The organism is Domibacillus indicus, assembly GCF_023715895.1.
Lineage (GTDB): Bacteria > Bacillota > Bacilli > Bacillales > Domibacillaceae > Domibacillus > Domibacillus indicus_A.
In genome coordinates, this window is record NZ_JAMBOO010000028.1 from 25,208 (window position 1) to 48,234 (window position 23,027).

Annotated in this window: 25 protein-coding genes and 1 pseudogene; 15 read left to right on the forward strand and 11 right to left on the reverse strand. The window is 41.2% G+C overall.

Annotated features, from left to right (window positions below; translation table 11 throughout):
• The first annotated feature begins 41 nt into the window (after positions 1 to 41).
• From M3221_RS22125 to M3221_RS22160, 8 genes are all read left to right on the forward strand, one after another.
• Positions 42 to 590: an NADPH-dependent FMN reductase gene (locus M3221_RS22125; RefSeq protein WP_251273826.1), complete on the forward strand. Its 549-nt coding sequence runs from the start codon at positions 42 to 44 to the stop codon at positions 588 to 590.
• Positions 591 to 602: 12 nt separating this feature from the next.
• Positions 603 to 1,028 (forward strand): riboflavin kinase, encoded by a 426-nt coding sequence (locus M3221_RS22130; protein WP_251273827.1) that lies wholly within the window; start codon positions 603 to 605, stop codon positions 1,026 to 1,028.
• 10 nt (positions 1,029 to 1,038) lie between these two features.
• Entirely contained in the window at positions 1,039 to 1,338 is a 300-nt protein-coding gene (locus tag M3221_RS22135; RefSeq protein WP_251273828.1) for a hypothetical protein, read from the forward strand.
• Positions 1,339 to 1,368: 30 nt separating this feature from the next.
• On the forward strand, positions 1,369 to 2,811 hold the full coding sequence (locus M3221_RS22140; protein WP_251273829.1) for an aldehyde dehydrogenase family protein: 1,443 nt from the start codon (positions 1,369 to 1,371) through the stop codon (positions 2,809 to 2,811).
• 11 nt (positions 2,812 to 2,822) lie between these two features.
• A complete protein-coding gene (locus tag M3221_RS22145; RefSeq protein WP_251273830.1) occupies positions 2,823 to 3,098 on the forward strand; it encodes a YciI family protein in 276 nt (91 codons plus the stop codon).
• 476 nt (positions 3,099 to 3,574) lie between these two features.
• Positions 3,575 to 5,545 carry a primary-amine oxidase gene (locus tag M3221_RS22150; RefSeq protein ID WP_251273831.1) on the forward strand — a complete coding sequence of 657 codons (1,971 nt, stop codon included), beginning with the start codon at positions 3,575 to 3,577 and terminating at the stop codon, positions 5,543 to 5,545.
• Positions 5,546 to 5,608: 63 nt separating this feature from the next.
• Positions 5,609 to 6,187, forward strand: coding sequence for a hypothetical protein (locus tag M3221_RS22155; protein ID WP_251273832.1), 579 nt, complete (start codon positions 5,609 to 5,611; stop codon positions 6,185 to 6,187).
• Between the two features lie 142 nt (positions 6,188 to 6,329).
• A complete protein-coding gene (locus M3221_RS22160; protein ID WP_251273833.1) occupies positions 6,330 to 6,698 on the forward strand; it encodes a winged helix-turn-helix transcriptional regulator in 369 nt (122 codons plus the stop codon).
• Positions 6,699 to 6,892: 194 nt separating this feature from the next.
• Here the strand turns inward: M3221_RS22160 and M3221_RS22165 are convergent, their stop codons facing one another.
• The 5 genes from M3221_RS22165 to M3221_RS22185 all read right to left on the reverse strand — a co-directional run bounded on the left by M3221_RS22165 (position 6,893) and on the right by M3221_RS22185 (position 10,200).
• Complete coding sequence (locus tag M3221_RS22165) at positions 6,893 to 7,255, reverse strand: DMT family transporter (protein ID WP_285881816.1); 363 nt, start codon at positions 7,253 to 7,255, stop codon at positions 6,893 to 6,895.
• 13 nt (positions 7,256 to 7,268) lie between these two features.
• Positions 7,269 to 7,586, reverse strand: coding sequence for a DMT family transporter (locus M3221_RS22170; RefSeq protein ID WP_251273834.1), 318 nt, complete (start codon positions 7,584 to 7,586; stop codon positions 7,269 to 7,271).
• Between the two features lie 106 nt (positions 7,587 to 7,692).
• A complete protein-coding gene (locus M3221_RS22175; RefSeq protein WP_251273835.1) occupies positions 7,693 to 8,646 on the reverse strand; it encodes a PDR/VanB family oxidoreductase in 954 nt (317 codons plus the stop codon).
• Between the two features lie 22 nt (positions 8,647 to 8,668).
• Entirely contained in the window at positions 8,669 to 9,220 is a 552-nt protein-coding gene (locus tag M3221_RS22180) for a dimethylamine monooxygenase subunit DmmA family protein (RefSeq protein ID WP_251273836.1), read from the reverse strand.
• On the reverse strand, positions 9,217 to 10,200 hold the full coding sequence (locus tag M3221_RS22185; protein WP_251273837.1) for a heme-dependent oxidative N-demethylase family protein: 984 nt from the start codon (positions 10,198 to 10,200) through the stop codon (positions 9,217 to 9,219). The genes M3221_RS22180 and M3221_RS22185 overlap by 4 nt, the downstream gene beginning before the upstream one ends.
• A gap of 756 nt (positions 10,201 to 10,956) precedes the next feature.
• Here M3221_RS22185 and M3221_RS22190 point away from each other — a divergent pair.
• The 3 genes from M3221_RS22190 to M3221_RS22200 all read left to right on the forward strand — a co-directional run bounded on the left by M3221_RS22190 (position 10,957) and on the right by M3221_RS22200 (position 14,732).
• Positions 10,957 to 12,225, forward strand: coding sequence for an ammonium transporter (locus M3221_RS22190; RefSeq protein WP_251273876.1), 1,269 nt, complete (start codon positions 10,957 to 10,959; stop codon positions 12,223 to 12,225).
• 351 nt (positions 12,226 to 12,576) lie between these two features.
• The gene (locus M3221_RS22195) at positions 12,577 to 12,924 is read left to right on the forward strand and encodes a hypothetical protein (protein WP_251273838.1); all 348 of its coding nucleotides are present in this window, start codon (positions 12,577 to 12,579) and stop codon (positions 12,922 to 12,924) included.
• Positions 12,925 to 13,106: 182 nt separating this feature from the next.
• Positions 13,107 to 14,732 (forward strand): amidohydrolase, encoded by a 1,626-nt coding sequence (locus M3221_RS22200; protein WP_251273839.1) that lies wholly within the window; start codon positions 13,107 to 13,109, stop codon positions 14,730 to 14,732.
• A gap of 172 nt (positions 14,733 to 14,904) precedes the next feature.
• Here M3221_RS22200 and M3221_RS22205 read toward each other — a convergent pair whose 3' ends face one another.
• The 4 genes and pseudogenes from M3221_RS22205 to M3221_RS22215 form a co-directional block, all read right to left on the reverse strand.
• Complete coding sequence (locus M3221_RS22205) at positions 14,905 to 15,225, reverse strand: site-specific integrase (protein WP_251273840.1); 321 nt, start codon at positions 15,223 to 15,225, stop codon at positions 14,905 to 14,907.
• Between the two features lie 149 nt (positions 15,226 to 15,374).
• On the reverse strand, positions 15,375 to 16,589 hold the full coding sequence (gene tnpB, locus M3221_RS22210; protein WP_251273841.1) for an IS200/IS605 family element RNA-guided endonuclease TnpB: 1,215 nt from the start codon (positions 16,587 to 16,589) through the stop codon (positions 15,375 to 15,377).
• A gap of 291 nt (positions 16,590 to 16,880) precedes the next feature.
• Positions 16,881 to 17,048 (reverse strand): annotated as a pseudogene (locus M3221_RS26915) (tyrosine-type recombinase/integrase); the annotation flags it as partial.
• A 12-nt stretch (positions 17,049 to 17,060) separates the two neighbouring features.
• Positions 17,061 to 17,315, reverse strand: a complete 255-nt coding sequence (locus M3221_RS22215; protein ID WP_251273842.1) for an Arm DNA-binding domain-containing protein — start codon at positions 17,313 to 17,315, stop codon at positions 17,061 to 17,063.
• 709 nt (positions 17,316 to 18,024) lie between these two features.
• Here M3221_RS22215 and M3221_RS22220 point away from each other — a divergent pair.
• Positions 18,025 to 18,627, forward strand: coding sequence for an HNH endonuclease (locus M3221_RS22220; protein ID WP_251273843.1), 603 nt, complete (start codon positions 18,025 to 18,027; stop codon positions 18,625 to 18,627).
• A gap of 529 nt (positions 18,628 to 19,156) precedes the next feature.
• On the opposite strand, the gene M3221_RS22225 is transcribed toward M3221_RS22220, so the two are convergent.
• Entirely contained in the window at positions 19,157 to 19,327 is a 171-nt protein-coding gene (locus M3221_RS22225; protein WP_251273844.1) for a hypothetical protein, read from the reverse strand.
• 721 nt (positions 19,328 to 20,048) lie between these two features.
• Here M3221_RS22225 and M3221_RS22230 point away from each other — a divergent pair.
• Entirely contained in the window at positions 20,049 to 20,609 is a 561-nt protein-coding gene (locus tag M3221_RS22230) for a DUF2238 domain-containing protein (RefSeq protein WP_251273845.1), read from the forward strand.
• 533 nt (positions 20,610 to 21,142) lie between these two features.
• On the opposite strand, the gene M3221_RS22235 is transcribed toward M3221_RS22230, so the two are convergent.
• Positions 21,143 to 21,265, reverse strand: coding sequence for a YjcZ family sporulation protein (locus tag M3221_RS22235; RefSeq protein WP_311316162.1), 123 nt, complete (start codon positions 21,263 to 21,265; stop codon positions 21,143 to 21,145).
• A gap of 373 nt (positions 21,266 to 21,638) precedes the next feature.
• Here M3221_RS22235 and M3221_RS22245 point away from each other — a divergent pair, with 373 nt between their 5' ends.
• Positions 21,639 to 22,694 (forward strand): RelA/SpoT domain-containing protein, encoded by a 1,056-nt coding sequence (locus tag M3221_RS22245; RefSeq protein ID WP_251273847.1) that lies wholly within the window; start codon positions 21,639 to 21,641, stop codon positions 22,692 to 22,694.
• 94 nt (positions 22,695 to 22,788) lie between these two features.
• The gene (locus tag M3221_RS22250; protein WP_251273848.1) at positions 22,789 to 23,022 is read left to right on the forward strand and encodes a hypothetical protein; all 234 of its coding nucleotides are present in this window, start codon (positions 22,789 to 22,791) and stop codon (positions 23,020 to 23,022) included.
• Positions 23,023 to 23,027: the final 5 nt, after the last annotated feature.

The window sequence follows — 23,027 nt, forward strand, 5'->3', positions numbered from 1 at the left end:
AGATAAGAAAACACAACGAGTTATTAAAGGAGGAAGAAGTCATGAAATTGCTGGGCATTTCAGGAACGATTACGGGCTCAAAAACGCGGGTTGTCATTCAAAAAATGCTGGAAGACATTAAGTGCAGCCATCCGGAGGTTGACATTGAACTGCTGGATTTAAAAGCATATGATCTTCAGTTTTGTGACGGGCGCAATCCGGCAGATTACACAGGCGATACAAAAAAAGTCATTGAAATGGTTTCCTCAGCTGATTTTTATCTGATCGGCACACCGATTTTTCAAGGCTCTATCACTGGGGCATTAAAAAATTTATTTGATTTAATTCCGCCTCAACATTTTCGCAATAAAGTCATGGGTTTCGCAGCCACAGGGGGCACGTACCAGCATTACCTCGTTATCGAGAATCAGTTAAAGCCGATTGCCGGCTATTTCCGTGCTTTTGTGGCACCTGGCTCTGTCTACGCCCATAATGACCATTTTAATGCTCAAAATGAAATTGTTGATCCAGAAGTGTTGAAACGAATGGCCAGCCTTAGTGAAGAATTGGTTTTCATGCAAAAAATGCTGAAAGAACCTCAATACAGCTAAAGGTGGCTCAATATGAAAAAACAAAGCAGCATTTCCAAAACGTTTTGCGGCAAAGTGGTTTCTGGAAATCAAATCGGACGAACGATCGGGTTTCCAACGGCTAACCTTTCCATTGATTCGAGCACCCCGTTCTTAGAAAAAGGTGTCTACGGTGTCAAAGTAAAGTACCGGGATCAGGATTATTACGGAATTATGAATGCCGGAAATCGTCCGACGATTAATAAAGAAAATCTTCATCTTCATTATGAAGTGCACGTATTTGACTTTTGTGAAGAGATTTATGGTCAGGAATTAACGGTGGAAACATGCTTTTTTGTAAGAAAAGAGATGTCTTTTCAGTCTCTTGAAAAGCTTGTCCGGCAAATTAACCGAGATGTTCAATATACCAAATGGAAATTTAGTATAAAGCATGACATAGAAAATATTTTTTGGGGTTAGGAGAGATAAAATGAATCGGCATGTAGAAGAAATTATTCATTTGCCCGATCTGGCATTTATTCATTTTTGCTGTGACTACTATGGCATTAATAGGGGCGTTTATAACACTATTGATGCCTGGTTCTACGAGCAGGGCGTTGAACATGTAATGAAGCGCCGCCGACAAATCCTTTTATGTCTCAGGTTTATCAAAGAAAAACAGGAAAATAAAAACGGTAGGTGTAAGTTTGGAAAAGGAGGCTTAAAGATAAAACTGCAGGAATACATCTCAAGCGAAAAAGAAGTCTTAAAGAAAGCAGTAACCGTTTAATCTCTGCTGAGAAAGGAGTGTGTATCTACGATGCCAAACATTAAAAGTTTAATAAAAAAAGATTTAATCATTAATGGAGAACGAATTGAAACAGAGAAGTATACAACGCTTTACGCTCCTTATTCAGGGGAAGCTATTGCAGAAATTGCCTCTGCAACAGAAATCGAAACAGAACAAGCCATAACAGCAGCTTATAAGGCACGTGAAACGATGGCATCTATGCCAGCCTGGAAGCGTGCAGAAATTTTAGAAACGGCAGCACAGCTTTTAAAGGATCGGACAGAAGAAGCTGCCAACATCATTACGTTAGAAGCAGCCAAGCCTTTAAATACAGCTCGGCAGGAAGTAGCACGAACTGTAGAAACATATAAATTTGCGGCAGAAGAAGCAAAACGAACTCATGGAGAAACGATACCGCTCGATGCGGCGCGCAGTGGAGAAAACAAGCTTGCTTATACAGTTCGTGAACCAATTGGGGTAGTAGGTGCGATTACACCGTTTAATTTTCCAATGAATCTAGTTGCTCATAAAGTGGGTCCGGCTATCGCAAGTGGGAATACGATCGTTTTAAAGCCCGCTTCGCAAACACCACTCTCTTCTTTTTTTATTGCAGCGCTTTTTGAAGAAGCAGGGCTTCCGGCAGGCGTGTTAAACGTTGTAACAGGAAGCGGCCGTATCGTTGGGGATCAGCTTGTAACAGACGAAAGAGTCAGCATGATTACGTTTACGGGAAGTCCAGCTGTTGGTATTGGCATCCGTAATAGAGCAGGGTTGAAAAAAGTAACATTGGAGCTCGGATCTAACGCTGCTGTTATAATTGATCAGCATACACCACTTGATCAAATTGCTTCCCGCTGTGTTACCGGGGCATTTTCCAATCAGGGCCAAGTATGTATATCACTTCAGCGCATTTATGTACATGAAAAGGTTTATGAAGAATTTGTTGAAAAACTAATCCTTGAAACAAAAGGGCTGGTTCTTGGCGATCCCCTTTGCTCAGAAACCAATATTTCTGCTCTCATTTCGCCGGACGAGACGATACGTGCACTTAGCTGGATTAAGGAAGCTGTTAAGAGTGGGGCAAAACTAGCAGCGGGTGGAGAGGTTGAAGGAACGGTGCTTCAGCCAACGATCCTGTTAGAAGTAGGCCATTCCATGAAAGTTTCCTGCCAGGAAGTTTTTGCTCCAATCGTGATTGTCAATAAAGTAAAAACAATAGGAGAAGCGATTAAAAAGGTAAATGATTCCCGGTATGGCCTGCAAGCAGGCATTTATACGAATGATGTGCAAACCGCTCTGGCTGCAGCAGATCAATTATATGTTGGCGGCGTAATGATCAATGACATTCCTACATTTCGGGTAGACCATATGCCGTATGGGGGAGTGAAAGAAAGCGGAACCGGACGGGAAGGATTAAAATACGCGATTGAAGAAATGACGGAAATGAAACTGGTTGTCTGGAACCGGCAGTAAGGAGGAGTATTATGGCTTATTATGCGGCCTTGCTTCATATGATGGACCCAGAGAAAAATAAAGAAGTACTCCCGCGTCATATTGAATATTTAAACCATCTTGATAAAGAAGGAAAAATCCTGGCGAGGGGCCCTTTTGGAGACGGCTCTGGCGGACTTGTTATCTATCAGGCAGATTCTTTTGAAGAAGCAGCGGTGCTTGCGGAAAAAGATCCGCATGTGCTTGAAAAAGTACGTCGGCTTGAACTAAAAGAATGGAAAGTCTGGACACCGCCTGATAGGGCTTAAACAAAGGAAACAGCATTGTTTTTAGCAGCCAGCTGCCCGATACTAACGGGCAGCTGGCTGTTTCGTGTTGTTTTAAATACGACCGGTCTTCACAGTCTCCATGATGATCGCAAGTCTTTTAATGCAGCTTAAACACAGCACAGCTTAAAGCAAGCAGATAAAGACATGAGCCTGAGTATCTCCAGGTTCATGTCTTTATTTTTTTGCCTTGATCAGCGCCAAGCCCTATCTCTATGTTCAGCAAAACTTCCAGGATGATGTCTCAGTCGGGAAAAAAGAGGTTTTTATCTATTACTTGAAAGTCTATTTTCTCTGTCAGAAAAGTTAACAATCTCCCTTAAATTAGTCAATTTGTTTCGTTTTTTACAATCAACGAGTCCAAAAACGGCGTATTCTATGGATAAGCAAAGTGACAAGCGAACAATTAGTCATTTTGAAAGAAAAATATTCGGAACGAATTAAAGGAGGATTTATTTATGCAAACACCTGAATTGAAAACTCAAACAATCTTACATCCACTTGAGCCCCTGACAGCTGAAGAAATAAGAGAAGCGGTGGCGCTGATTAGACAAGATAAAAGTTTGACAGAAACGTATAAATTTGTTCAGGTGGTGTTGTATGAACCATTGAAAGAAGAAGTAGCCAGCTTTAAAGAAGGCGACCCAATCGACCGTAAGGCATTTATTATTCTGCTTGACAGCGCTGAAAACAAAACATATGAAGCGATTGTATCGATTACAAATGAGCAGGTGCTCTCTTATGTACATATTCCAGATGTACAGCCAAACTTCTTGCTTGATGATTTTGAAATTGAAGAGCTGATTAAAAATGATCCTGAATATCAAAAAGCCCTTTTAAAAAGAGGCGTTACCGATCCAAGCCTAGTCATGATTGACCCCTGGTCAGCCGGCCACTTCAATGAACTGGATAATCCAGACACACGTGTAACACGAGCGCTTGCCTGGGTTCGCAAATCGGAAAAAGACAATGGCTATGCATATCCATTAACGGGTCTTTACGCAATCGTAGATTTAAATAAAAAAGAAATTGTCCGTATTGAAGATTACGGCGTAAAACCGCTGCCACCAACAGCTGGCAATTACGTGCCGGAATTAAATGAAAACATTCAGGTGCGTACAGACGTAAAGCCGCTGGATATCATTCAGCCGGAAGGCCCGAGCTTTGAAATCAACGGCCATCATATCAAGTGGCAGAAATGGGATTTCCGCATCAGCTTTACGCCACGTGAAGGGCTTGTCATTCACTCTGTTGGATTCGAAGATAAAGGAAAAAGAAGACCGATTTTATACAGAGCCTCCTTGTCTGAAATGGTTGTTCCATATGCAGATACATCGGAAATGCACGGCCGTCAAAATGCGTTTGATGCTGGAGAGTACGGAATGGGCCAGCTGGCGAATTCATTAGAATTAGGCTGCGATTGCGTTGGGCATATTCATTATTTTGATGCGGTCATGGCCGATCATAAAGGAGATGTCCGCACGATTCCAAATGCGATTTGCCTGCATGAAGAAGATTACGGCATTGCCTGGAAACATACGGACTGGAGAACAAATGAAGTGGAAGTGCGCCGTTCACGCCGTTTGGTCGTTTCCTTCTTCTCGACTGTAGCTAACTATGATTATGGATTCTTCTGGTCATTCTATCAAGATGGTACAATTGAACAGGAAGTGAAGCTGACAGGAATGCTGAATACCGGTGCGCTTGATGAAGGCGAAGTTCCGAAATACGGAAATTTAGTAGCGCCACAGTTAAATGCAACGTTCCACCAGCACTTCTTTAACTTCCGTCTCGATATGGAGCTTGATGGTGCGAAAAATTCTGTTGTAGAAACGGAAACCGTGGCGGAAGAAAGAGGGGAACACAATCCGTTTAATAATGGATGGTACCCTGTATCCAAAACGTTTAAAACGGAAAAAGAAGCGGTCCGTAAAATGAATTTGGAAACCGTACGCACATGGAAAATTATTAACCCAGAATCAAAGAATTTTGTCGGACAGCCGGTAGGCTACAAAATTGTAACGGGCGAAAACTGCCTTCCGTTTGCAAATGACGATTCGAGCTTGATTAAACGTGCTGGTTTCTTGAAAAACCACCTTCATGTAACGAAATTTGACCGCAACGAGCAATTTGCATCAGGCGCTTATCCGAATCAGCATCGAGGTGGAGACGGCTTGACGAAATACCTTGAAGCAGACCGTAATATTGAAAATGAAGATATTGTCGTTTGGTACACAATGGGCCACCATCATATCACTCGTCCGGAAGACTGGCCGGTTATGCCGACTGCGTATACGAACTTCCAGCTGAAGCCGGTTGGATTCTTTGACCATAATCCAGCGCTTGACCTGCCGCGGCCGGAATCAAAAACCAAGTGTCAATCAAACACAAGTGCTTCTTCCTCTTGCGGGCATTCAACAGAGGTTTAAATCGTTTTTGGAGGCGGGCTCTTGAGCCTGCCTCTTTTTTATAAAAAATGGAGGTGCAGCAAAATGATCCTGATCAGCGGCTTTATTGTCCTTATGTATACCGTCTTTTTTGCTCTCAGCCTTTACCCGGTCAAGCAGCAGGTAAGCGCGGTGTCCGGAAAATGTATTGTCATGGCCTTCAGCATGGTGACCGCTACCCTTATCGGGCTGCTGCTTGCTTTTTCCATGCAGGGGCAGCTGGCGGCTTCTACCATCTTATCCATTGTAATGAGTGGCATTTTTGCATATATCATTGGGCGCCCGTTCGGCTTAATGGGGATCACTGAAGCACTGATGTCGGGTTTTATGGGCGGCATGATGGGAGCCATGCTTGGTGAAATGATTCCTGTAAATCAAATGACGATCATGATAGCTGCTATGGACCTTTTTTATTTTTTTACAGCAGCCGTGATTATTACGATGATCCGCCGGGAAGTTCCCACACAAAAAGAGGGATTGTTCAGTACGCGCCGGCTTCCATTTGCTTTGCTGACCACTTTATCAATCTGCATTATAGGCGGTGCCGCTTTATTTGACAGTGTTAAAGCAGCTGGCAGTGAAACGGAAGAAAACGTACAGGCCGATGATCACCATAACCATTGAATGGATGAACAGGACGGGCTGGGAAGAAGGAGACAGCTTCAATAAAAGAAAAACATAACGGGTGAGTCCTTATCCCTTTTTTATTGCACGGCATATAAAGAAAGAAGCTCGAAAACGGATGAATAAGAAAGGCGGAAGAAACATGACCCAAAATTATGAAAAAGAAGTGAATTGCGACAAAGAATTAACCTTATCCCTAATCAGTGGAAAATGGAAGATGTTTATCATTTGGACACTGAATGATAAAGGAACGGTTCGCTTTAATGAAATGAGAAGGCTGATTCCAGCCATTACGCAGCGTATGCTGGTGAATCAGCTGCGGGAACTCGAGGCAGACGGAGTGATTCAGCGGAAAGTGTACCCTGTTGTGCCTCCGAAAGTTGAATACTCTTTAACGGAAATCGGTCACAGCTTAATGCCTATTTTGAAGTTAATGTACGACTGGGGGAAAAATTATCGGGCAACAATAGCTCAACAAAAGACGACTTCGTTAACCTCCATTTCACAATAATGGAATCAAAAAAGCATCCTCCTGTCAGGGTGCTTTTTTTTGTTTCGGATATGAATATTTGGTCATTACTAATTAATGAAGCAATTTATACGAAGCCGGGTGAGGTATAATACACTGATGAACAAGGAAAGCACACCCGCTCTTAACAGCCGGCAGTTTGGCTCCTCTTAAAAACCAGCTGTCATGTTACATAGTCAACTGGTTTTCTTAATGAAGATCTGCTTTTTTCCTTGTTGCTTGCTTTGAGAAGTGTTTAATATAACAATACCGGCAATCGTAAAGAGCAAGCCCGCCGCTTTTAAGCTATGGATGCTTTCGTGAAACAATAAGCTTCCTACAACAGCTGTACAGACTGTCCCAATGCCTGCCCAGGTTGCGTAAGCGATGGACAAGGGGATTGTTTTAAGGGCAAAACTTAAACAAGTAAATGTAGCAAGAAATCCGGCTGCAGCCCCGACAGATGGCCATACAATCGTAAAGCCGTTCGACAACTTCAGCATAGTAGAACCAAAAACTTCAAACAAAATAGCGGCTCCTAAAAACATCATTCCTTTCAAGGTACTTCCTCCTTTATTCAGTGATATTCAGCAGCACAAGCCCCATAAGTAACAGGCCAATGCCTGCAACGCCTTGCTGGCTGATTTTTTCCCGAAACAGTAAAACGCCAGCTAAAGCGGTTAACATGATGCCAAGTCCGCTCCAGGTAGCGTAAACGATACTGAGAGGAATTGATTTCATCGTAATCGATAAACAGTAAAACGTAATGGTATAGCCGGCAATGGTTCCCGCAGCCGGCAGCCATTTGGTGAATCCGTTTGAATATTTCAGCATCGCGGCAGCAAATACTTCAAAAATGACGGCTGTTACTAAGAACAAATAAGGCAGCATACGTAATGTCCTTTCTGTTTAAAAAATAAGGAAGGAAATAAAAGAAAACAAGAAAACAGCCCGGCTTCTCACATGAAAGGTAAAACGCCGGGCTGGCCTTATCTCGTTATAAGTCCAAAACAAGACAGTCTGTCTTAGCACGGGATACACAAGTGAGCATCACATTTTCTTCTGTTTTTTCTAAGTCGGTTAAAAAGAAATCACGGTGGTCTACTTCTCCGCCGCTCACAGGAACAAGACAGCTTCCACAGCCTCCGACTTTACATGAATAGGGAGCCTTCACCCCATGAGCAAGCAGCGCATCGAGTACACTTTCGTTTTCAGAAACAGGGATCGTTTCCCCGCTTCGCTTCAGCTTTACCTGAAGAGGATGGGACGGACCAAAATCGGGAGGAGAAAAACGTTCAAAATGAATGCTTTTGTCCGGGTAGCCGTATTCTTTGGCTGCTTCCGCAAATTCGTTCATCATGGCTTCTGAACCGCAAAAATAAACGTGCGTGCCGATCGGCTGCTGTTTCAATAAGCTGGTCTGCATTCTTTGCTGCTGGTCCGAAAAGTAAAAATGCGTTTGTTCCGGATAAGCCTGTTTTAAAAAAGAATAAAACGCGCACTGGTTGTTTGAAGGCGCAGCGTAATGCAATTCAAACGATTTTCCTTTTCGTTTTAAATCTGCTGTCATCGCTAAAAAAGGGGTAATGCCGATGCCGGCTGCAAAAAAGACATGGTGCTTTGCCTGGAAACTGAGCGGAAAATGATTTTTAGGATAGCTGATCTGCAGCCGTGCTCCTTTTTTGACCTTGCTATGCCAGTAAACAGAGCCTCCTTTTGAAACGGCCTGATGCCGAATCGCAATTTGATAAGCTGACGTATCAGCCGGATGGCTTGTTAAAGAATAGTGCCGCTCCAGCACTTCATCTTCTTTGGGCAGAAACGTCGTAATATGCGAACCTGCACTAAATCTTGGCAGGGAAACGTTTCCTGCTGGTACAAGTGTAAAGCTTTTAACAGAAGGCGACTCTTCTTTAATATCAGTCACAAAAACATCGATTAAAGTATTCATCATCATCATCCTTTCAAAAAAGTCAAACACGAATATATCCTAAATAAGCATCATGCCGTTTGGAGTAGTGGGAAGAAACATCCAATTCAGTGCGGCAGCTTGGACAAACAAAAAAATCTTTTTCATTTCGGTCATGGCGTGAATAGCATTTTACACAGAAGACAGTATCTTTTTGAGAACCAATGATTTTTAGCTGCATTTCTTCATCTGAAAATCCGGCTGTTTCTGCATGATTTCGAACTGTTTTAACAAAAGGCGCACTTCCGGCCACCACCAAGCGGGTGCCGATAAATTGAATACGCAATATGGATAAAAGTCTTTCCGAAGAAACGGTTACCAGGCAATCGAGAGAATAGGAGGAAAGCTCTGGATAAGAATAAAGAATGTGTTTCTTTGTTTGTTTTGTTTGAACGATAAAATGTAACCGGATATCAGTTGAAAAAAAAGGCTGTAAAGATGAACCGCCCTCTAATAGGGCTGCTTCATCTAATACGATAAGCAGTTTGGCTGTATGGGACGGGATGGAAAAATGATTGATTTCTTCTGCTTGTATTGTTTCAGATAAAGGAATCATTTCACTGCCTCCTCTCGAATGGATAGGTGTTTCTCCAAAAAGGCTAGCAAACTCGCTTTATAGGAAATAAAGCCTTTGTATTCAGCAATGTAGTCCGGCAGGTCACTTAATACCCGGTAAAAGCGCTCGGTCCATTCGGGCTTTTCGAGAAGATCATTTAAAGAAATCAAGTGGCTGTGAATGCTGAACAAAAGTCCATTGCTTTCAGGGAGGCGAAATAAACGCTGGTCTTCTGTACGCAGATAAACGAGCTCTCCAGCTGTTTCGGCCGTGACTGCTTCTTTTTTGCTGCCCCAGTCACTGAATGTTTCTGGAAATGTATCAAGGATAGGTTCAACTGTTAACGTCCAGTTCAGCCGTGTCCAGGGTTTTCCGGCTTCCATGCGCATCAGAAACGACCGTACTTTTTCCGCTAACCCGCTGTCAGAAAAAACAGGGACAGGGGAATGGAATTCCAGGTAAGACATCCCCAAGTTAAAGTGGATAGACCAGTTGGCAGGAAAGCAAAGCTGTCCGGCATCCATAAAAAGATCACCGTCTTTTTGTGAGATGTAAATTAAGTCTTCCTGTACATGGCGGCCGATAAAGTCCAATGGTTCATAAGGGAGGGTGGAAGCATCTCCAAAACGAAACACTTCTTTTTCCTGAAGCAAATAGTTGTGAAACGTCCAGATATCTTCTTTTTTGGTTACATGAAAGTAATCGGGATAATGGGCGGTAAGCTGGTTGATGACAAGCTCTAATATTTCCCACTGAGCATCGATAGAATGAGAGAAAGATTGAAAAGCTCGTTCAGGTGTTTGGGATAAAATGCTCCGTTTTAATTGGATTTCCTCATAATATTCTGGCGTGATCGTAATGGCGGGTGAGGAAGCTAGCGTTTCGGAATTATTAGAATAGCGGTATGAATCTTCTTTGAACGGAAACGGAAAACGATTGACCAAAGGGCTGTTTGGAATATGGACCGTATGGTTTGACATGATTTTATCCCTCCAATGAAATAAGATAGCGGTATTTAATCGATTTACCTGTACGCCGATCATGTCATAAAACGCAAAAATCAAGCCAGGACCTTTTCTTGACTATCGGGAAAAACGATATTTTTATGTAAGAAAATATATCATTAAAAAGAAAATGAGAAAAAAGATTGTCAGATAATTTTCCAATTTGCTTTGAAAAAAGAATTTAGTTTCGTTTTGTACAATTGATAAAAGAAAAAAAGAATTATTCTGGAGGAAATATAACAAGAAAGGAGAGAAGATGGTCTGAAGCACTCCATAACCCCCTGTTTTCACCAGAAGCTGTTTGGCCAAAAGAAAGTGGATAGAAAAAATGCACATGGTGATGACGATCGCTTGTATATTGACTGTTTGACTAGTGACCAATTGAATGGTTTGGTTGAATCAATCAAAAAAGCAGCCTGGAACGTTTCCAAAAAACTTGGCTGAATTGGGCTTGCCAAGAGACTGCTAGAAGAGATATTAGAAGACACAATCAAGTTCTCCATATTGGTAAAAACAGATGGGCTTGTATCAGTACCTGCAGAATGTTAAAAGAAGCAGGCTAATCAGGTGAAACGTCAAAAAGAAGGCAGTAAAATTTCTGAAAATTCAATCAAATAGAAAGGGGTTTTCTTTATGAATCTTTTCGGAAAACGATCAAAATGTACTTATTTATTTTTTCTTTTGCTGTTGTTGATTCCGGGTAATGCGCTTGCGGCAACCGAAACTCCGGCTATAGATACGGGGGATACGACTTGGGTTTTAATTGCAACAGCTCTTGTTCTTTTTATGCATGTGCCAGGGCTTGCGCTTTTTTATGGCGGGCTTGTGAGTGAACGAAATGTCGTATCGACCATGATGCACAGCTTTGTCAGCCTGCTGATTGTCAGTATCGTCTGGGTATTATGGGGCTACACATTAAGCTATGGAACAGATCTTGGCGGCGGCTTAATTGGCGGCTTGGATTATCTCGGTTTTAAAGATGTAGGCGGGGAAGCAGCCCTCGGCAGCTTGACCATTCCGCATTACTTGTTTGCGATGCTGCAGATTGTATATGCAGCGATCACTGTTGCCATTATTTCAGGCGGTATTGCCGGCAGAATTTCTTTTAAAGCATGGGTCGTTTTCGCAGCGGTGTGGCCGACTCTTATTTACGCACCGATGGCTCACTGGGTTTGGGGAGGCGGCTGGCTGTTTCAAATGGGAGAGCTTGACTTTGCCGGCGGGACGGTCGTTCATATTTTGTCGGGTGTCGGAGCGCTTGTAGCGGCGTTGATGATTGGCCCAAGACGGGGGTATTTAGAAGAGGAGCAGCGTCCGCATAACATCGTATTGTTCTTGTTTGGTGCCGCGACACTGTGGTTCGGCTGGTTTGGCTTTAATGGGGGCAGCGCTCTTGCATCAGGCGGCATTACATCACTTGCTTTTATCACGACACATACTGCAGGAGCAGCATCCGGTCTTAGCTGGCTAATCATCGAGTGGTCGCTGCGCAAGCGTCCGACGTTAATTGGAACAGCAACAGGGGCGATTGCCGGGCTGGTTGCCATTACGCCTGGAGCAGGATTTGTTACGGTTCCTTCCGCTTTAATCATTGGCTTGCTGGCAGCACCTGTTTGTTATTTCAGCATTCACTTTTTAAAGGCCCGTTTAAAATATGATGACACACTGGATGCATTTGGCGTACATGGTATGGCAGGGATCTGGGGAGCCATTGCTACTGGGCTTTTTGCAACCAAGTCAGTGAACCCGGCGGGCAATAACGGTTTGTTTTACGGAAATCCGGAGCAGCTTCTTCACCAGCTGACGGGGGTGGGCACGGCCGTACTTTTATCCGGCATTGGCACGTTTGTGATCTTAAAGGTAATGGGCATGTTCATGCAGCTTCGTGTAAGCGAAGAAGAAGAAATGATGGGACTTGATTTAAGCTTCCATGAAGAACCTGCGTATAACAACGAGAACCTAGAAAAAGTGGAGGAACATAAAAATATCTCAGGTATGTGAAGAAAAAATGTACTCCATAGTGTCCGATTCCAGCTTGCAGCTACTCTTCACCTTGAAGGGTGCCTGCGGGCTTTTTTGTGGCATCATATGTGAATATATGGATAAAACGCTGAGCCTAAACCGTATTTTCACTTTAGATCTGTTAGTGGAAAGAATACTTTTTAGGTTATCCACCGAAATGCCAACGTGAATTTACGAAAAAAATATTTTGCATGATCCTTCATATGTACAGGCATTCATGAAAATTCTTTATAAAGAAATGCAAAGAAATTCTTTTTTTAAACAAACGCCCATACCAGCTGTCATCCATTTGAATACAGTAAGGAGAAAGTCAAATGGATGGAGGGTTTAATGTTGGAAGATCAAAATGTATATCCGGAAGAATTTTTCTCTCACGAACAGGGCGAGTTTGATGAAGCACTAGAGGTACAGCAGCCGTATCACTACTATCCAAGACCACGGCAGCCGCGTTACCCGTACTTTCCATTGTTCCCTTTGTTTCCATTTTATCCGTATTACCCGTACCCTCGTTATCCGCGCTATCCGCGCTACCCTCAGTACCCTGGATACGGCGGCGGATATGGCTACGGCGGGGGCCAGTCAGGTGGATATTCTGGCGGCGGATATGGCTACGGTGGAGGCCAGTCAGGTGGGTATTCTGGCGGCGGAGACGACTATGATAGAGGACAGGACAGTTAAAAATACTGTATGTAAAGAAAATTAGAAAATGATCAAGCATCCATGAAGAAATTCATGGATGCTTTTGTTATGTTAAATGTCTGTTTTTCTATAAAGGAAAATCAATCAAGTTATTTACCAAAAAATTTTATTTTAAATATATTCTGAATAGGGTATTTGGTTTTCGAGGGGGTTAGACAGAGATGAAAATCATTAATAATATCCGACTGTATAGACCATTTAAGGATGATGGAATAAATGATTTATTCCATGTGAAAATAGAAGATGGAAAAATTACTGCCATTCATAAAGGATTATCAGAAGAACAAGGGGCACATGTAATTGATGGGAAACAAAAAGTAATGAGTGCCGCTTTTAATGATTCGCATATGCACCTGCTTCGATATGGCATTATGAAAAAAGAAATTGATTTTCGTGATATTATTTCATGGGAAGAAATGAAGAAAACGGTCCATCATGCTTTTCATCAGCATGATCTTGAGGACCATGACTGGATTGTCGGCAATGGAATCGATGACAGCCAGTTTGAGGATATAGACCATCTTTTAACAGCAGAAGACTTGGAAGAATTCGATTATGACAAGCCCATGTTCTTCCTTCATAACGATGACCATGAATGCCTGGTCAATAGAAAAGCAATGGAAATCATAAGAGAAGAGAATATATTTGAGGAAAAGCATGAAGGATGTATTCAGAAAGATGAAAATGGAAACTGGACAGGCCGGTTTAATGATACGGCTCTTCATTTAATTAAATTTCATTTTCGTCAAAAAGGGAAGCAGGACATGTACGAAGCCGTGAAGGACTCCATTCCTCACTTATTAAAGGTCGGCATAACATCTGTCCACACAGACGACCTCAATATTTCTACTTCATTCCCGGATTTATGGAACGCTTATACGGAGCTGGAGAGAAAAGGCGAGTTGAAAATAACTGTTCATTTGCATGTTTTTATTTATAATCTTGAGGACTTAAAGAACTTTTTAAGCAGTTTCAGCAAAAGAACGGGTGATGGAACCGAAAGGGTGAAAGTGGGCGCCATTAAGCTGTTCCTCGATGGTACACAGCGCCTTCATACGGCCGCTCTAAGACAGCCATATCATGATAAACCGGAAACAAGCGGCGTCTTGAATTATTCTCAGAAAGAACTGGATGAGTTGGTTCAGCTTGCCCATCAAAATAGAATGCAGGTTGCGATGCATGCAATTGGGGACCGAACGGTAGAGCAATCGTTAAATTCGCTGGAAAAAGTAAGAGTTGAGGATTTGCGTCACCGAATCATTCATGCCCAGGTGCTGGCGCCTGATCTGTTGGAGCGATTGCAAAAGATCAAGCCTTATCTTGAAATCCAGCCTGGCTTTTTGATGTCTGAATACAATAAAACAGCCAAGTGGGTCGGAAAAGAGCAGGAGAAATACTGCAATGCCTGGAAGACCGTTGACAGCCTTCAAATTCCCTACACAGGCAGCTCAGATGCGCCTATCAGTTCAATGGATCCGCATATCAATATATTTGCTGGTGTAAATCGAACCGATCAACAAGGGAATCCTAAAGGCGGATGGATGCCGGAAGAAAAACTTTCGATAGATGCCTGTTATAAATCTTATACGGAGACACCTGCCTATCTCGAATTTAAGGAGAAGGAAAAAGGAAAGCTGGAGGAAGGGTATGAAGCTGATTTTCTTTTCCTTTCCCATCATCCGAAAGAAGTGGCTCCTATGGAGTTAAAGAATATTCAAGTCTTGGAAACGTGGATTAAGGGCAATAAAGTATGGGAAGCTTCAGAATCCCTTAAGATAAAGGCTTAAAGGGGGCTTTTTTAAAAAGCTCCCCCAAAAGCTCCCCATTTTACATATTCATCAGATTCCCAAAAGCTTGTACGGATTCTTTTTCGAGCTCTTTAAATGAATGTCCATATACATCCAAAATCATTCTTGGCGTGTTACCTAGAGGTTCTGCAATGATTTTAACTGGAATCCGTTAGCTAATTAAAAGGGTCGCGTGAGTATAGTGTAAACCGTGCGGTGCAATTCGTTTTAAACCCGCTTTCCCACAAATCCGCTGAAAGCAGGTTTGTAAGACATTATCTATACTTGGTTCTCCACTGAAAGGTGAGATGAAAATAAAATCATCCACTAAGATAGTCCGGTAACTCCGCTTTGTTTTGGGTGCTCTCGTTCCGTGTCTATCTCGTGTTTTGTTGACGGTTAACGTTTTTTTCTCAAAATCAATATCATTCCACGTCAAGCCCATCGATCCACCCACACGAAGCCCCGTATAAGCCAGCAAAAGAATGATCATGTAATTTGTTTTGTTCTTCAGCTGTTTAGCTTCAACATTGAACTACCGCCCACTTACCTGACGGTTGAAGTGGGGGATTCCTGGGCAAGGGGATCTTCGACCCCCAGTAATCAGGCTAACCCCGTATTCCAACGGTTTTATGACCAAGCTTAAATAGACTGAAGTGAAAGAAGCCGAAGGGCTTCTTTTTTAATATTCAGGCTCGCATTCATGTCTCGGTCGTGACGCACGCCGCAGGAAGGACACTCCCACACCCGTACAGCGAGATTTTTTACATCCTTATGCTGATGCCCGCACCTTGAGCAGAGCTGGCTTGATGGGAAGAACGGATCGACTTTTATGATCGTCCGTCCGTACCACTTCGCTTTGTAAGCGAGCATTTCGTTGAACCTCGACCATGACGCATCGTGAATCCCCTTGCTTAGTTTTTTGTTTTGGACGAGATTCTTCACGGACAAATTCTCCACTGCGATCACTTGGTTTTCATGAACGAGCCTGGTCGTCAGCTTGTGAAGAAAATCTTCTCTTGTGTGTTTGATTTTTTCGTGCAGTTTAGCAATCTGGACTTTATTTTTTTCCCACGATTTCGAACCTTCTTTTTTACGTGCAAACGCACGCTGAAGAAAGGCTAATCGCTTTTCGTATTTTTGATAGTATTTCGGGTTGGCAATGGATTCACCGTTGGAGAGCACGGCAAACTCTTTTAATCCCAGGTCAATGCCAACGGTACCGTTGGTGCTTGGTTTGTACGGGGAATAAGGCATCTCGCAAATGACCGAAATAGAATACCGGCCGGTGCTGCTTCGGCGCACGGTGACACGCTTAATGTCACCTTCGATGTTTCGGGACTTTGAAAAACGAATCCAGCCGAGTTTCGGCAGCTGAACGCGATTGTCCACGATTTTAATATTGTGATTTGTCATTTTGGTTGCGTAGCTTTGGACCGGGTTTTTCTTGCTTTTGAATGTCGGATGGCCCTTAAAGTCATACGCCGTTGGCGTATAGCCTTCTGCACATTTTTTAGCGGCTCGTTTTTTTAATTCTTTTTTCGGCTGTTCCTTATATTTTTTGAATCCTTCGTACTGATATTCGATGCTTGCCTGAAGAGCAATACTGTCAGAACCAGACAACCATTTGAATGTTTCTTTTAGCCCAGGAAGGAGCTTTTTAGCTGCTGTTTCTGTATACCGTTTTTTTGTTTTTTCGAAACTCTTGATGTTTTCATTTAATATATAATTGTAGACAAACCGGCAGCAGCCGATCGTTTGGTTAATCAGTTGTTTTTGCTCGTCACTTGGATGGATTTTAAACCGAAAGGCTTTAAAATGAAGGTTCTGTTTTTCATCTTTTTTGGTTTTTATCATTTTCCTCACACCCTGAACATTTGTTCTATACCTAATTATACCATTTTAACAATAGAGCGTTCAAGGGAAAAGAATGACTAAAAGAGCAGCGATTCATCCCCCGCTTAGCAAGCTTGAAGTGGGGGTGTTCTCGCCGAAGATGATAAAAACTTTTAATTCATTAGCTGTTAAAAGATTGTCTTTAGATTTTTTACCCACCTCTGGAATTATTACGTTAGCAAAACGGTTACGCGGAAGCATCTCATTATCGACCGCTGCATTTACTGCTATCTTAAAGATTCGGTAGAATAACTAGACTGAACCAGGTTCGTGTGTTTCTAATAATTTGTTAATATAGACGCGTTTGTACGTGGCTTTCTCCAAGTTTTGAAGGCGATACTTACCGAGAAGCGGCTTTATGTGCATTCGGATAATCTGTTCTCGATGAATCTGAGATGTAATTCTCCAATCGTTTTTATGCGTTTCATACCACTAGTCCATCCACTCGGCCACCGTTAATTGATCAGCTTCCACTTTTTTAACGTTGTCATTGGCGATCTCTGTCTTAACCTGCAGCAAAGCTTGAATGGCTGCATTTTCAGAAGAGAAGCCCTGGCCAGGTTTTTCTTTACGATATCCAAGCGAATCATAATACCGATGACGAAACCGACATTTCTTTTCACCCTTTTTGTTTGTGTAGAATGAAACTTCCGGCTCTTTTTTCGATTTTTTTGATTTCGTTGTCATGTTCTTCTCCTTTTTGCGTGGACAGACGCTATATAAGAAGAATGACATCACCGTCTTTCGAATGCTATAGCTTCGGACAAGAAGTGCGGAAATATTGAGTTAGTCAGCACGAATTGTCCGACATAGGGGAGAGCTACAGACCGGTAAGTCTATTTATAAGAATATACGTTCTTAGATATTATAAAAGAAAAAACCTGTCTTATAAAGGGACAGGTTTCGCAGGGATAAAAATTTTAAAGTTAATAATATTCTAGATACTTCAACTTAGAGGTTATTGTTCGGAATGAAGATGATGAGGTGGACTTTCTGCAAGTAGGATACGGCTTGAACCTTAAGATACATTTTACTGAAAAGACAATTGAGCTTCCGTATGGGCCAGAAGAAGATGAATAAGGTTTCTTTTGTATGCTTTTTTATTTAAGCAGCAGTTTTATTTAAGGGAATTTTTTTAAAAACGGAAAATAGAATCCATTTTTTGGTCTGCAAATCCTATTGAGTATATACGCAGTAAACAAAAAGCATTTTACCGAATGCTTTTTTTCGGCGATTCGCCACAGAGGGGTCATATAGAGATGTTTCATCATGCAGGCATAACCGAGATTGTATACCGTGTTAATGCAGGTAAAGATACATTTTCAAGCGGGAATTTAAAAAAACGAATAAGTGCTAATCGTATTTGTAAAAATAACTTAAAGGCAGGTGAGGTGAAATGAACTTAACGGAAAAGCAAAAGTCGTTCATCAGTCATTATTATGCCACCTTAGGTGAAAAAAATGCGATTGCAACCGTTGAACAAATGGTTGAAGTATTCGTTGTTCTGTACTTAGAAGCGAATGATAATCATGAAAGAGAAAAAGCGGCGTATTTTATTTCCATGATCCATCCTAAGGAAAAGCTGACCGGCTTCGAAGAACTGATCGACGTTCAGGAGTTATACAAATATGCTGCAGCAAAGCAAAAGAGAATGCAGAATGGAGCAAAAGAGGCGCAGGAGAGAAGACACCGCGAGCGAGGGGATTTTTCTTTAACAGATTCTGAATGGGAGAAAGCCGTCCATCATTTTGGCAATAAGTGTGCGTATTGCGGAAAAAGAAATAAATTAACCTTTGAACACGTTGTTCCGTTTTCAAAAGGCGGCAGCTTTGACAAGAAAAATATTATTCCAGCATGTACCGTATGCAACTCCAGCAAGAACGATATGGACTTTTCTGTTTGGTATCGAAATCAGCTGTTTTACGACGAAACAAGAGAGCAAAGAATCATAACGTATTTAAGTCAGGTAAATGAGCTAAGTTCTGAGTTGAGCAGTTAATTGAATAATTATAGAGAGGGAGCTGCTTAGAGTTCTCTTTTTTTCATTTGTGTAAAACGTATCCCCGCTGAATGAGGGATAGGTTTCATATGAGTTTATATTAAAAACATTGCACGCCAGATTTCTTCTTGCGGGTTCCAACGGGTCAACACGACAGATAGCAGCTTCAGCAGTTTGAGATGATAGATCGTTAAATACCGATATAAATGATCCAGCGAGCAATAAAACAGACAGAAGGGACACGGCAACTGGTTTAAATAATTTCTTTTTAAGCGAAATTTTTCTCCTCTTTCTTAGTAGTTCGTTTAAAAAACTGAACAAGAGGGGTGGCTGCTGTGCAAGTGGGCGATTGGGTTTTAGCAGGTATCGGTCGTCATTGGTATCTCGGCTATATTGATAGCTTCTCAGATGATGGCGAAACAATTTATATAACAAATGGTAAAATATAATTCATCAAACTAATAATATGTTCCGAAAATCGAATAATGGGGTGGCAGCGTGAGAGTAGTAAAACAAATATAAACGCACCCTAATTAGATGCTTTATCTTTTTTTTCAAGCTTTCGAGTGTTCTTATCCGGAAATCTATTTTTTGATTCTGAAAAGCTTTGTAACTTTATCATTCTTAAAATAATTGGAAAGATAAGAACGAGTTCTAAAATCGTTAAAAATAACCACAAAAAGAGTTCATTTGAAGTCATAACGAGAAAACCTCCAGACAAACAAACATCGCAATTTTAAGTTGCCCAATTTTTTGAAGAATAAACGATTTTGTTTATGAAAAAGTGGAGGGGAGTGATGCAGTTCTCTTTCTAAAAACTGTGAAAATTGGCTTGTTGCTTGACAGGAGCAAAGAAGCAAGATACGAGCGGTATCTCAAACAAGGTTTAACTGAAGGAAACATTATTACGCGCTATCCACAGTTGCCATCTGGCTAGCTGCAAGAGGCAAAGAAGTGGTGGGGGTGTGCATAAAAAAATCCCGGGATACGCCCGGGTTTAGAGTTAGCATAGTGAACAGAGGTATCTGCTGAAAATAAGCATTAATAAAGCGTATTTCATTAAAAAATAGAATATACGTGAAAACGAAAAACGGCCAGGCGGGAACCTGACTGCTTTTTCGAAATGGAAAATGTAAACTTGTATCCTCATTTGCCGATAGGGTGGCTGCAGGAGGAGAAGAAGCGATGGGAGCTTGCATAAAAATGCAGCCAAGCTTGCGCTAGGCTGCCATAGAGAGTGTGTCATCTGTGATTGTGGGTTCAAAGCTGACTGTAATATCATGAGCTGTTTCAAAGGAATTATTTAAAAAATTATTACTTTAGGATGCCTAAAAGTTGAATAAAGGGACAGCTGCTCTAATTATCGAGTTGAGACGACCTTTATAGGACATACTAAGAAAAACTTTTTAGATGGTGATGGCTTGAAAAAGAAAGTTATTTTGTTTCTAAGTATTACATTTGCTGTCCTAGTAACAGTAGTGGTGATTCGAGACATGTTAAATGGAAATTTCTCTACCTGGCCGGCTGGACTTGGTATGATTTTTTGCAGTGCGCTGCCTATTTTCCTTTTATTTTTAAAAAAGCATCCTTTTAACCTGCCTTTGATTATCAGCTACTATCTTTTCTTATTTTTCACACTTTTTTTGGGAGCCGTCCTAAAATTTTATGATCGCTTTTTATGGTGGGATACAATGCTTCATTTCTTTGGAGGTTCCTTTTCAGGCTTCATTGGCACAGCGATTTACAAGTTTCTTCTGCCAAAGAGGTTACAAAGAGGAGTTTCGCGATGGATGATCTTTTTGTTTGCTTTATCATTTTCAGTAACGATCAGTGTTCTGTGGGAAAGCGCTGAGTTTGCCGGGGCTGTTATAGGTTTTTTGCAAGGAGAAAGCAATAAGGATACGATGACAGATATGTTGGCTGGTTTAACGGGAGCACTAATCATAGCTAGGTATGCAGGGCTTAGAAAAAAGTCTGGCTGAAACAAATAAGTTTTATTTTGTAAGAATGTGAATGTGACATTATGGATATTAAAGACTAATCAGCAGAGGAAGCGAAAGGAAAACCAAAGGTAATGGCGGACTTACTTTAATCTACAGATAATGATCAGTGTTATCCTAACTTTGCGATTGGATGGCTCTAGGAAGTAAAGAAGCGTTGGGGATTTGCATAAAAAGACAGCCAGAGGGGACTCTGACTGCTTTTTGGAAATGGGAAATGTAAACTTGGGAGGGCCAGCCCCCTCGACGTTAACAAACAGTATGAACAAGTTCAGAAAGTTTTATACAGACAAAATAAAAAAGCAGCCAGGCAAGGAGAGCCTGACTGAAGAGCAAAAAGTTTTCAGGAGTTGGGCTTAGAATTAACAGTACCATTATGACCCCTCACAAGAAATTTTATACAAAAAATAAAAAAAGACTGTATTTACTTAGTACAGTCAACTTTACATCGAATAGGGGCTAAAGAAGGCAGCTGGAGGCAGCTAGATTAATTCTTGCAGACCAGTATTGGACACTTAACAGTATCCACCACTATATTCACCTTTTACATAAGAGGCCCCAATAATGATCAGAAGAATAAACAAGACAACAATTAGTGCAAAACCAGATCCGTATCCACCATTGTTTTCACAGCTCACAATTATCACCTCCCACTTTTACATAGTATGGGGAAGTTCAGATAAGGGCTGTATAATTGATCCTTCCACAATGAAGCTGGAATTGGATATAATGGAAATAGCAGGTACATGTGTTTTAGTGGTTTGTGACGGTAAGGTTAAGGTTAGGGAGCTGCCAATGCATGGTGAATATAAGATTGTCAGAAAGTGAAGCGGATGAGGCGGGAAGAGGGAGAAGAATTTTAAGGGTGGAAAATAGTGCATTTTATCAAATCTAAAATAAATTCGAAAAGGGCCTGTAACTACTTAAAATTAATAAAAGAATTTTTAAATAAGGATTTACAAAATTACAGATGTTATGGGTGAGGAAAAATATAGGTCAGAGGGAATATAAATGACTATCCAATTAGAAAAAAATGCGTTTTTCAAAAAATATAAGATTGATCAAACTGCCTTCCAACAAGCTTCGATTAACTGGGATGCACTCTCGTCTATATACGAGGATCATTTGAGAAATATTCCTATCTTAGAGGAAATCTCTAGAACTGTTGCAGATATTTTAAGGGAGCATCCAGATGTTCACACTGTTAGATCAAGAATTAAAAGTCCTGAACACTTGCTTGAAAAAATAATAAGAAAAACAATTCGGAAACAGGAAACAGAAAACGGGTATCAAATTACATTAAATAATTATAAACAAGAAGTACCAGATTTAATCGGTATACGCGTCCTTCATTTATACAAGGATCAAGCTTTTCAAATTGATCACCTTATTCGAGAAATGTGGGAGTTAGAGGAAACTCCAACTAAATATGAAAGAAAGGGCGATTTAAGAGATAAAAAATTAGAGAATGATGCTGAAAGCTTTGGTTATAAAGAGCATCCGGCAGGCTATCGTTCATGGCATTATTTAATAAAAACACAAGTAAAAGAAACGGAAAATATAGCTGAAATTCAAGTGAGAACAATTTTTGAAGAAGGCTGGAGTGAAATAGATCACCAGCTGCGCTATCCATATGAGTTAGATAATGAATTATTGAATAACCAGCTTCTAGTTCTAAACCGAATAGCTGGTAGTGCTGATGAATTAGTGAGTTCTATACGTGAGACAAAAATTAATCTAAAAGCTCTTCAAGAAGATAAAAAGGAACAAGATAAGCTCATTGAAGAATTTAAACAAGAGATAAGAGGGCTTTCTAAAAATAAAGAAATTCAGGAAGGTACTATTAAATCTCTTGAAAAGAAAGTAGCTCAACTTGAAGAAGCGCAAAAGAAGTCTTACATGAAGCTATCTACAGGTAGTGCAGGATTGTATCTATCTTCAAAAGATTATGAATGGTTACCTAATACCGATTTGTACAGTCTAAAAGACTCGATGGGATCAGTAACTCCAAAAATAAGTTATAGTAATGGCATTATTAATACACAAGTAGATAAGAAAAGCGAATAAATGTTCTCTCAGCCATCTGAAGGACACTGAACAGATACGAAAATTTGTGTGCTGTTTGGTGTCCTTTTTTATTTGCCAAAAGAGGAGCGTGAAGATGAAAACAATGAAAGAGCAGCTGCAGTTGTGGCGTGAAGTGAATACAATGTCAGCTCCGAAAAAGAGTAGACAAAAACCAGAGAAAAAGATTTCCAAACGAACAGAAACGTTTACTGATCAGGATTTACGTTACTTGATGAACTCAAGTATGAAAACACTTCGCCGTGGCCGTGGCGGCGCATACAAATATCTGAGCAAAACCTCCAAGATAAGACGCTCATTAACAGCATGATCAGC

Coding starts and splice junctions, on each gene's coding strand:
- M3221_RS22250 (WP_251273848.1), top strand. CDS start 22,789: ATGAAAACAATGAAAGAGCAGCTGCAGTTGTGGCGTGAAGTGAATACA.
- M3221_RS22180 (WP_251273836.1), bottom strand. CDS start 9,220: ATGATTCCTTTATCTGAAACAATACAAGCAGAAGAAATCAATCATTTT.
- M3221_RS22130 (WP_251273827.1), top strand. CDS start 603: ATGAAAAAACAAAGCAGCATTTCCAAAACGTTTTGCGGCAAAGTGGTT.
- M3221_RS22155 (WP_251273832.1), top strand. CDS start 5,609: ATGATCCTGATCAGCGGCTTTATTGTCCTTATGTATACCGTCTTTTTT.
- M3221_RS22150 (WP_251273831.1), top strand. CDS start 3,575: ATGCAAACACCTGAATTGAAAACTCAAACAATCTTACATCCACTTGAG.
- M3221_RS22220 (WP_251273843.1), top strand. CDS start 18,025: ATGAACTTAACGGAAAAGCAAAAGTCGTTCATCAGTCATTATTATGCC.
- M3221_RS22145 (WP_251273830.1), top strand. CDS start 2,823: ATGGCTTATTATGCGGCCTTGCTTCATATGATGGACCCAGAGAAAAAT.
- M3221_RS22170 (WP_251273834.1), bottom strand. CDS start 7,586: ATGCTGCCTTATTTGTTCTTAGTAACAGCCGTCATTTTTGAAGTATTT.
- tnpB (WP_251273841.1), bottom strand. CDS start 16,589: ATGATAAAAACCAAAAAAGATGAAAAACAGAACCTTCATTTTAAAGCC.
- M3221_RS22205 (WP_251273840.1), bottom strand. CDS start 15,225: ATGATCATTCTTTTGCTGGCTTATACGGGGCTTCGTGTGGGTGGATCG.
- M3221_RS22160 (WP_251273833.1), top strand. CDS start 6,330: ATGACCCAAAATTATGAAAAAGAAGTGAATTGCGACAAAGAATTAACC.
- M3221_RS22195 (WP_251273838.1), top strand. CDS start 12,577: ATGTTGGAAGATCAAAATGTATATCCGGAAGAATTTTTCTCTCACGAA.
- M3221_RS22175 (WP_251273835.1), bottom strand. CDS start 8,646: ATGAATACTTTAATCGATGTTTTTGTGACTGATATTAAAGAAGAGTCG.
- M3221_RS22125 (WP_251273826.1), top strand. CDS start 42: ATGAAATTGCTGGGCATTTCAGGAACGATTACGGGCTCAAAAACGCGG.
- M3221_RS22200 (WP_251273839.1), top strand. CDS start 13,107: ATGAAAATCATTAATAATATCCGACTGTATAGACCATTTAAGGATGAT.
- M3221_RS22135 (WP_251273828.1), top strand. CDS start 1,039: ATGAATCGGCATGTAGAAGAAATTATTCATTTGCCCGATCTGGCATTT.
- M3221_RS22185 (WP_251273837.1), bottom strand. CDS start 10,200: ATGTCAAACCATACGGTCCATATTCCAAACAGCCCTTTGGTCAATCGT.
- M3221_RS22215 (WP_251273842.1), bottom strand. CDS start 17,315: ATGACAACGAAATCAAAAAAATCGAAAAAAGAGCCGGAAGTTTCATTC.
- M3221_RS22140 (WP_251273829.1), top strand. CDS start 1,369: ATGCCAAACATTAAAAGTTTAATAAAAAAAGATTTAATCATTAATGGA.
- M3221_RS22225 (WP_251273844.1), bottom strand. CDS start 19,327: ATGACTTCAAATGAACTCTTTTTGTGGTTATTTTTAACGATTTTAGAA.
- M3221_RS22245 (WP_251273847.1), top strand. CDS start 21,639: ATGACTATCCAATTAGAAAAAAATGCGTTTTTCAAAAAATATAAGATT.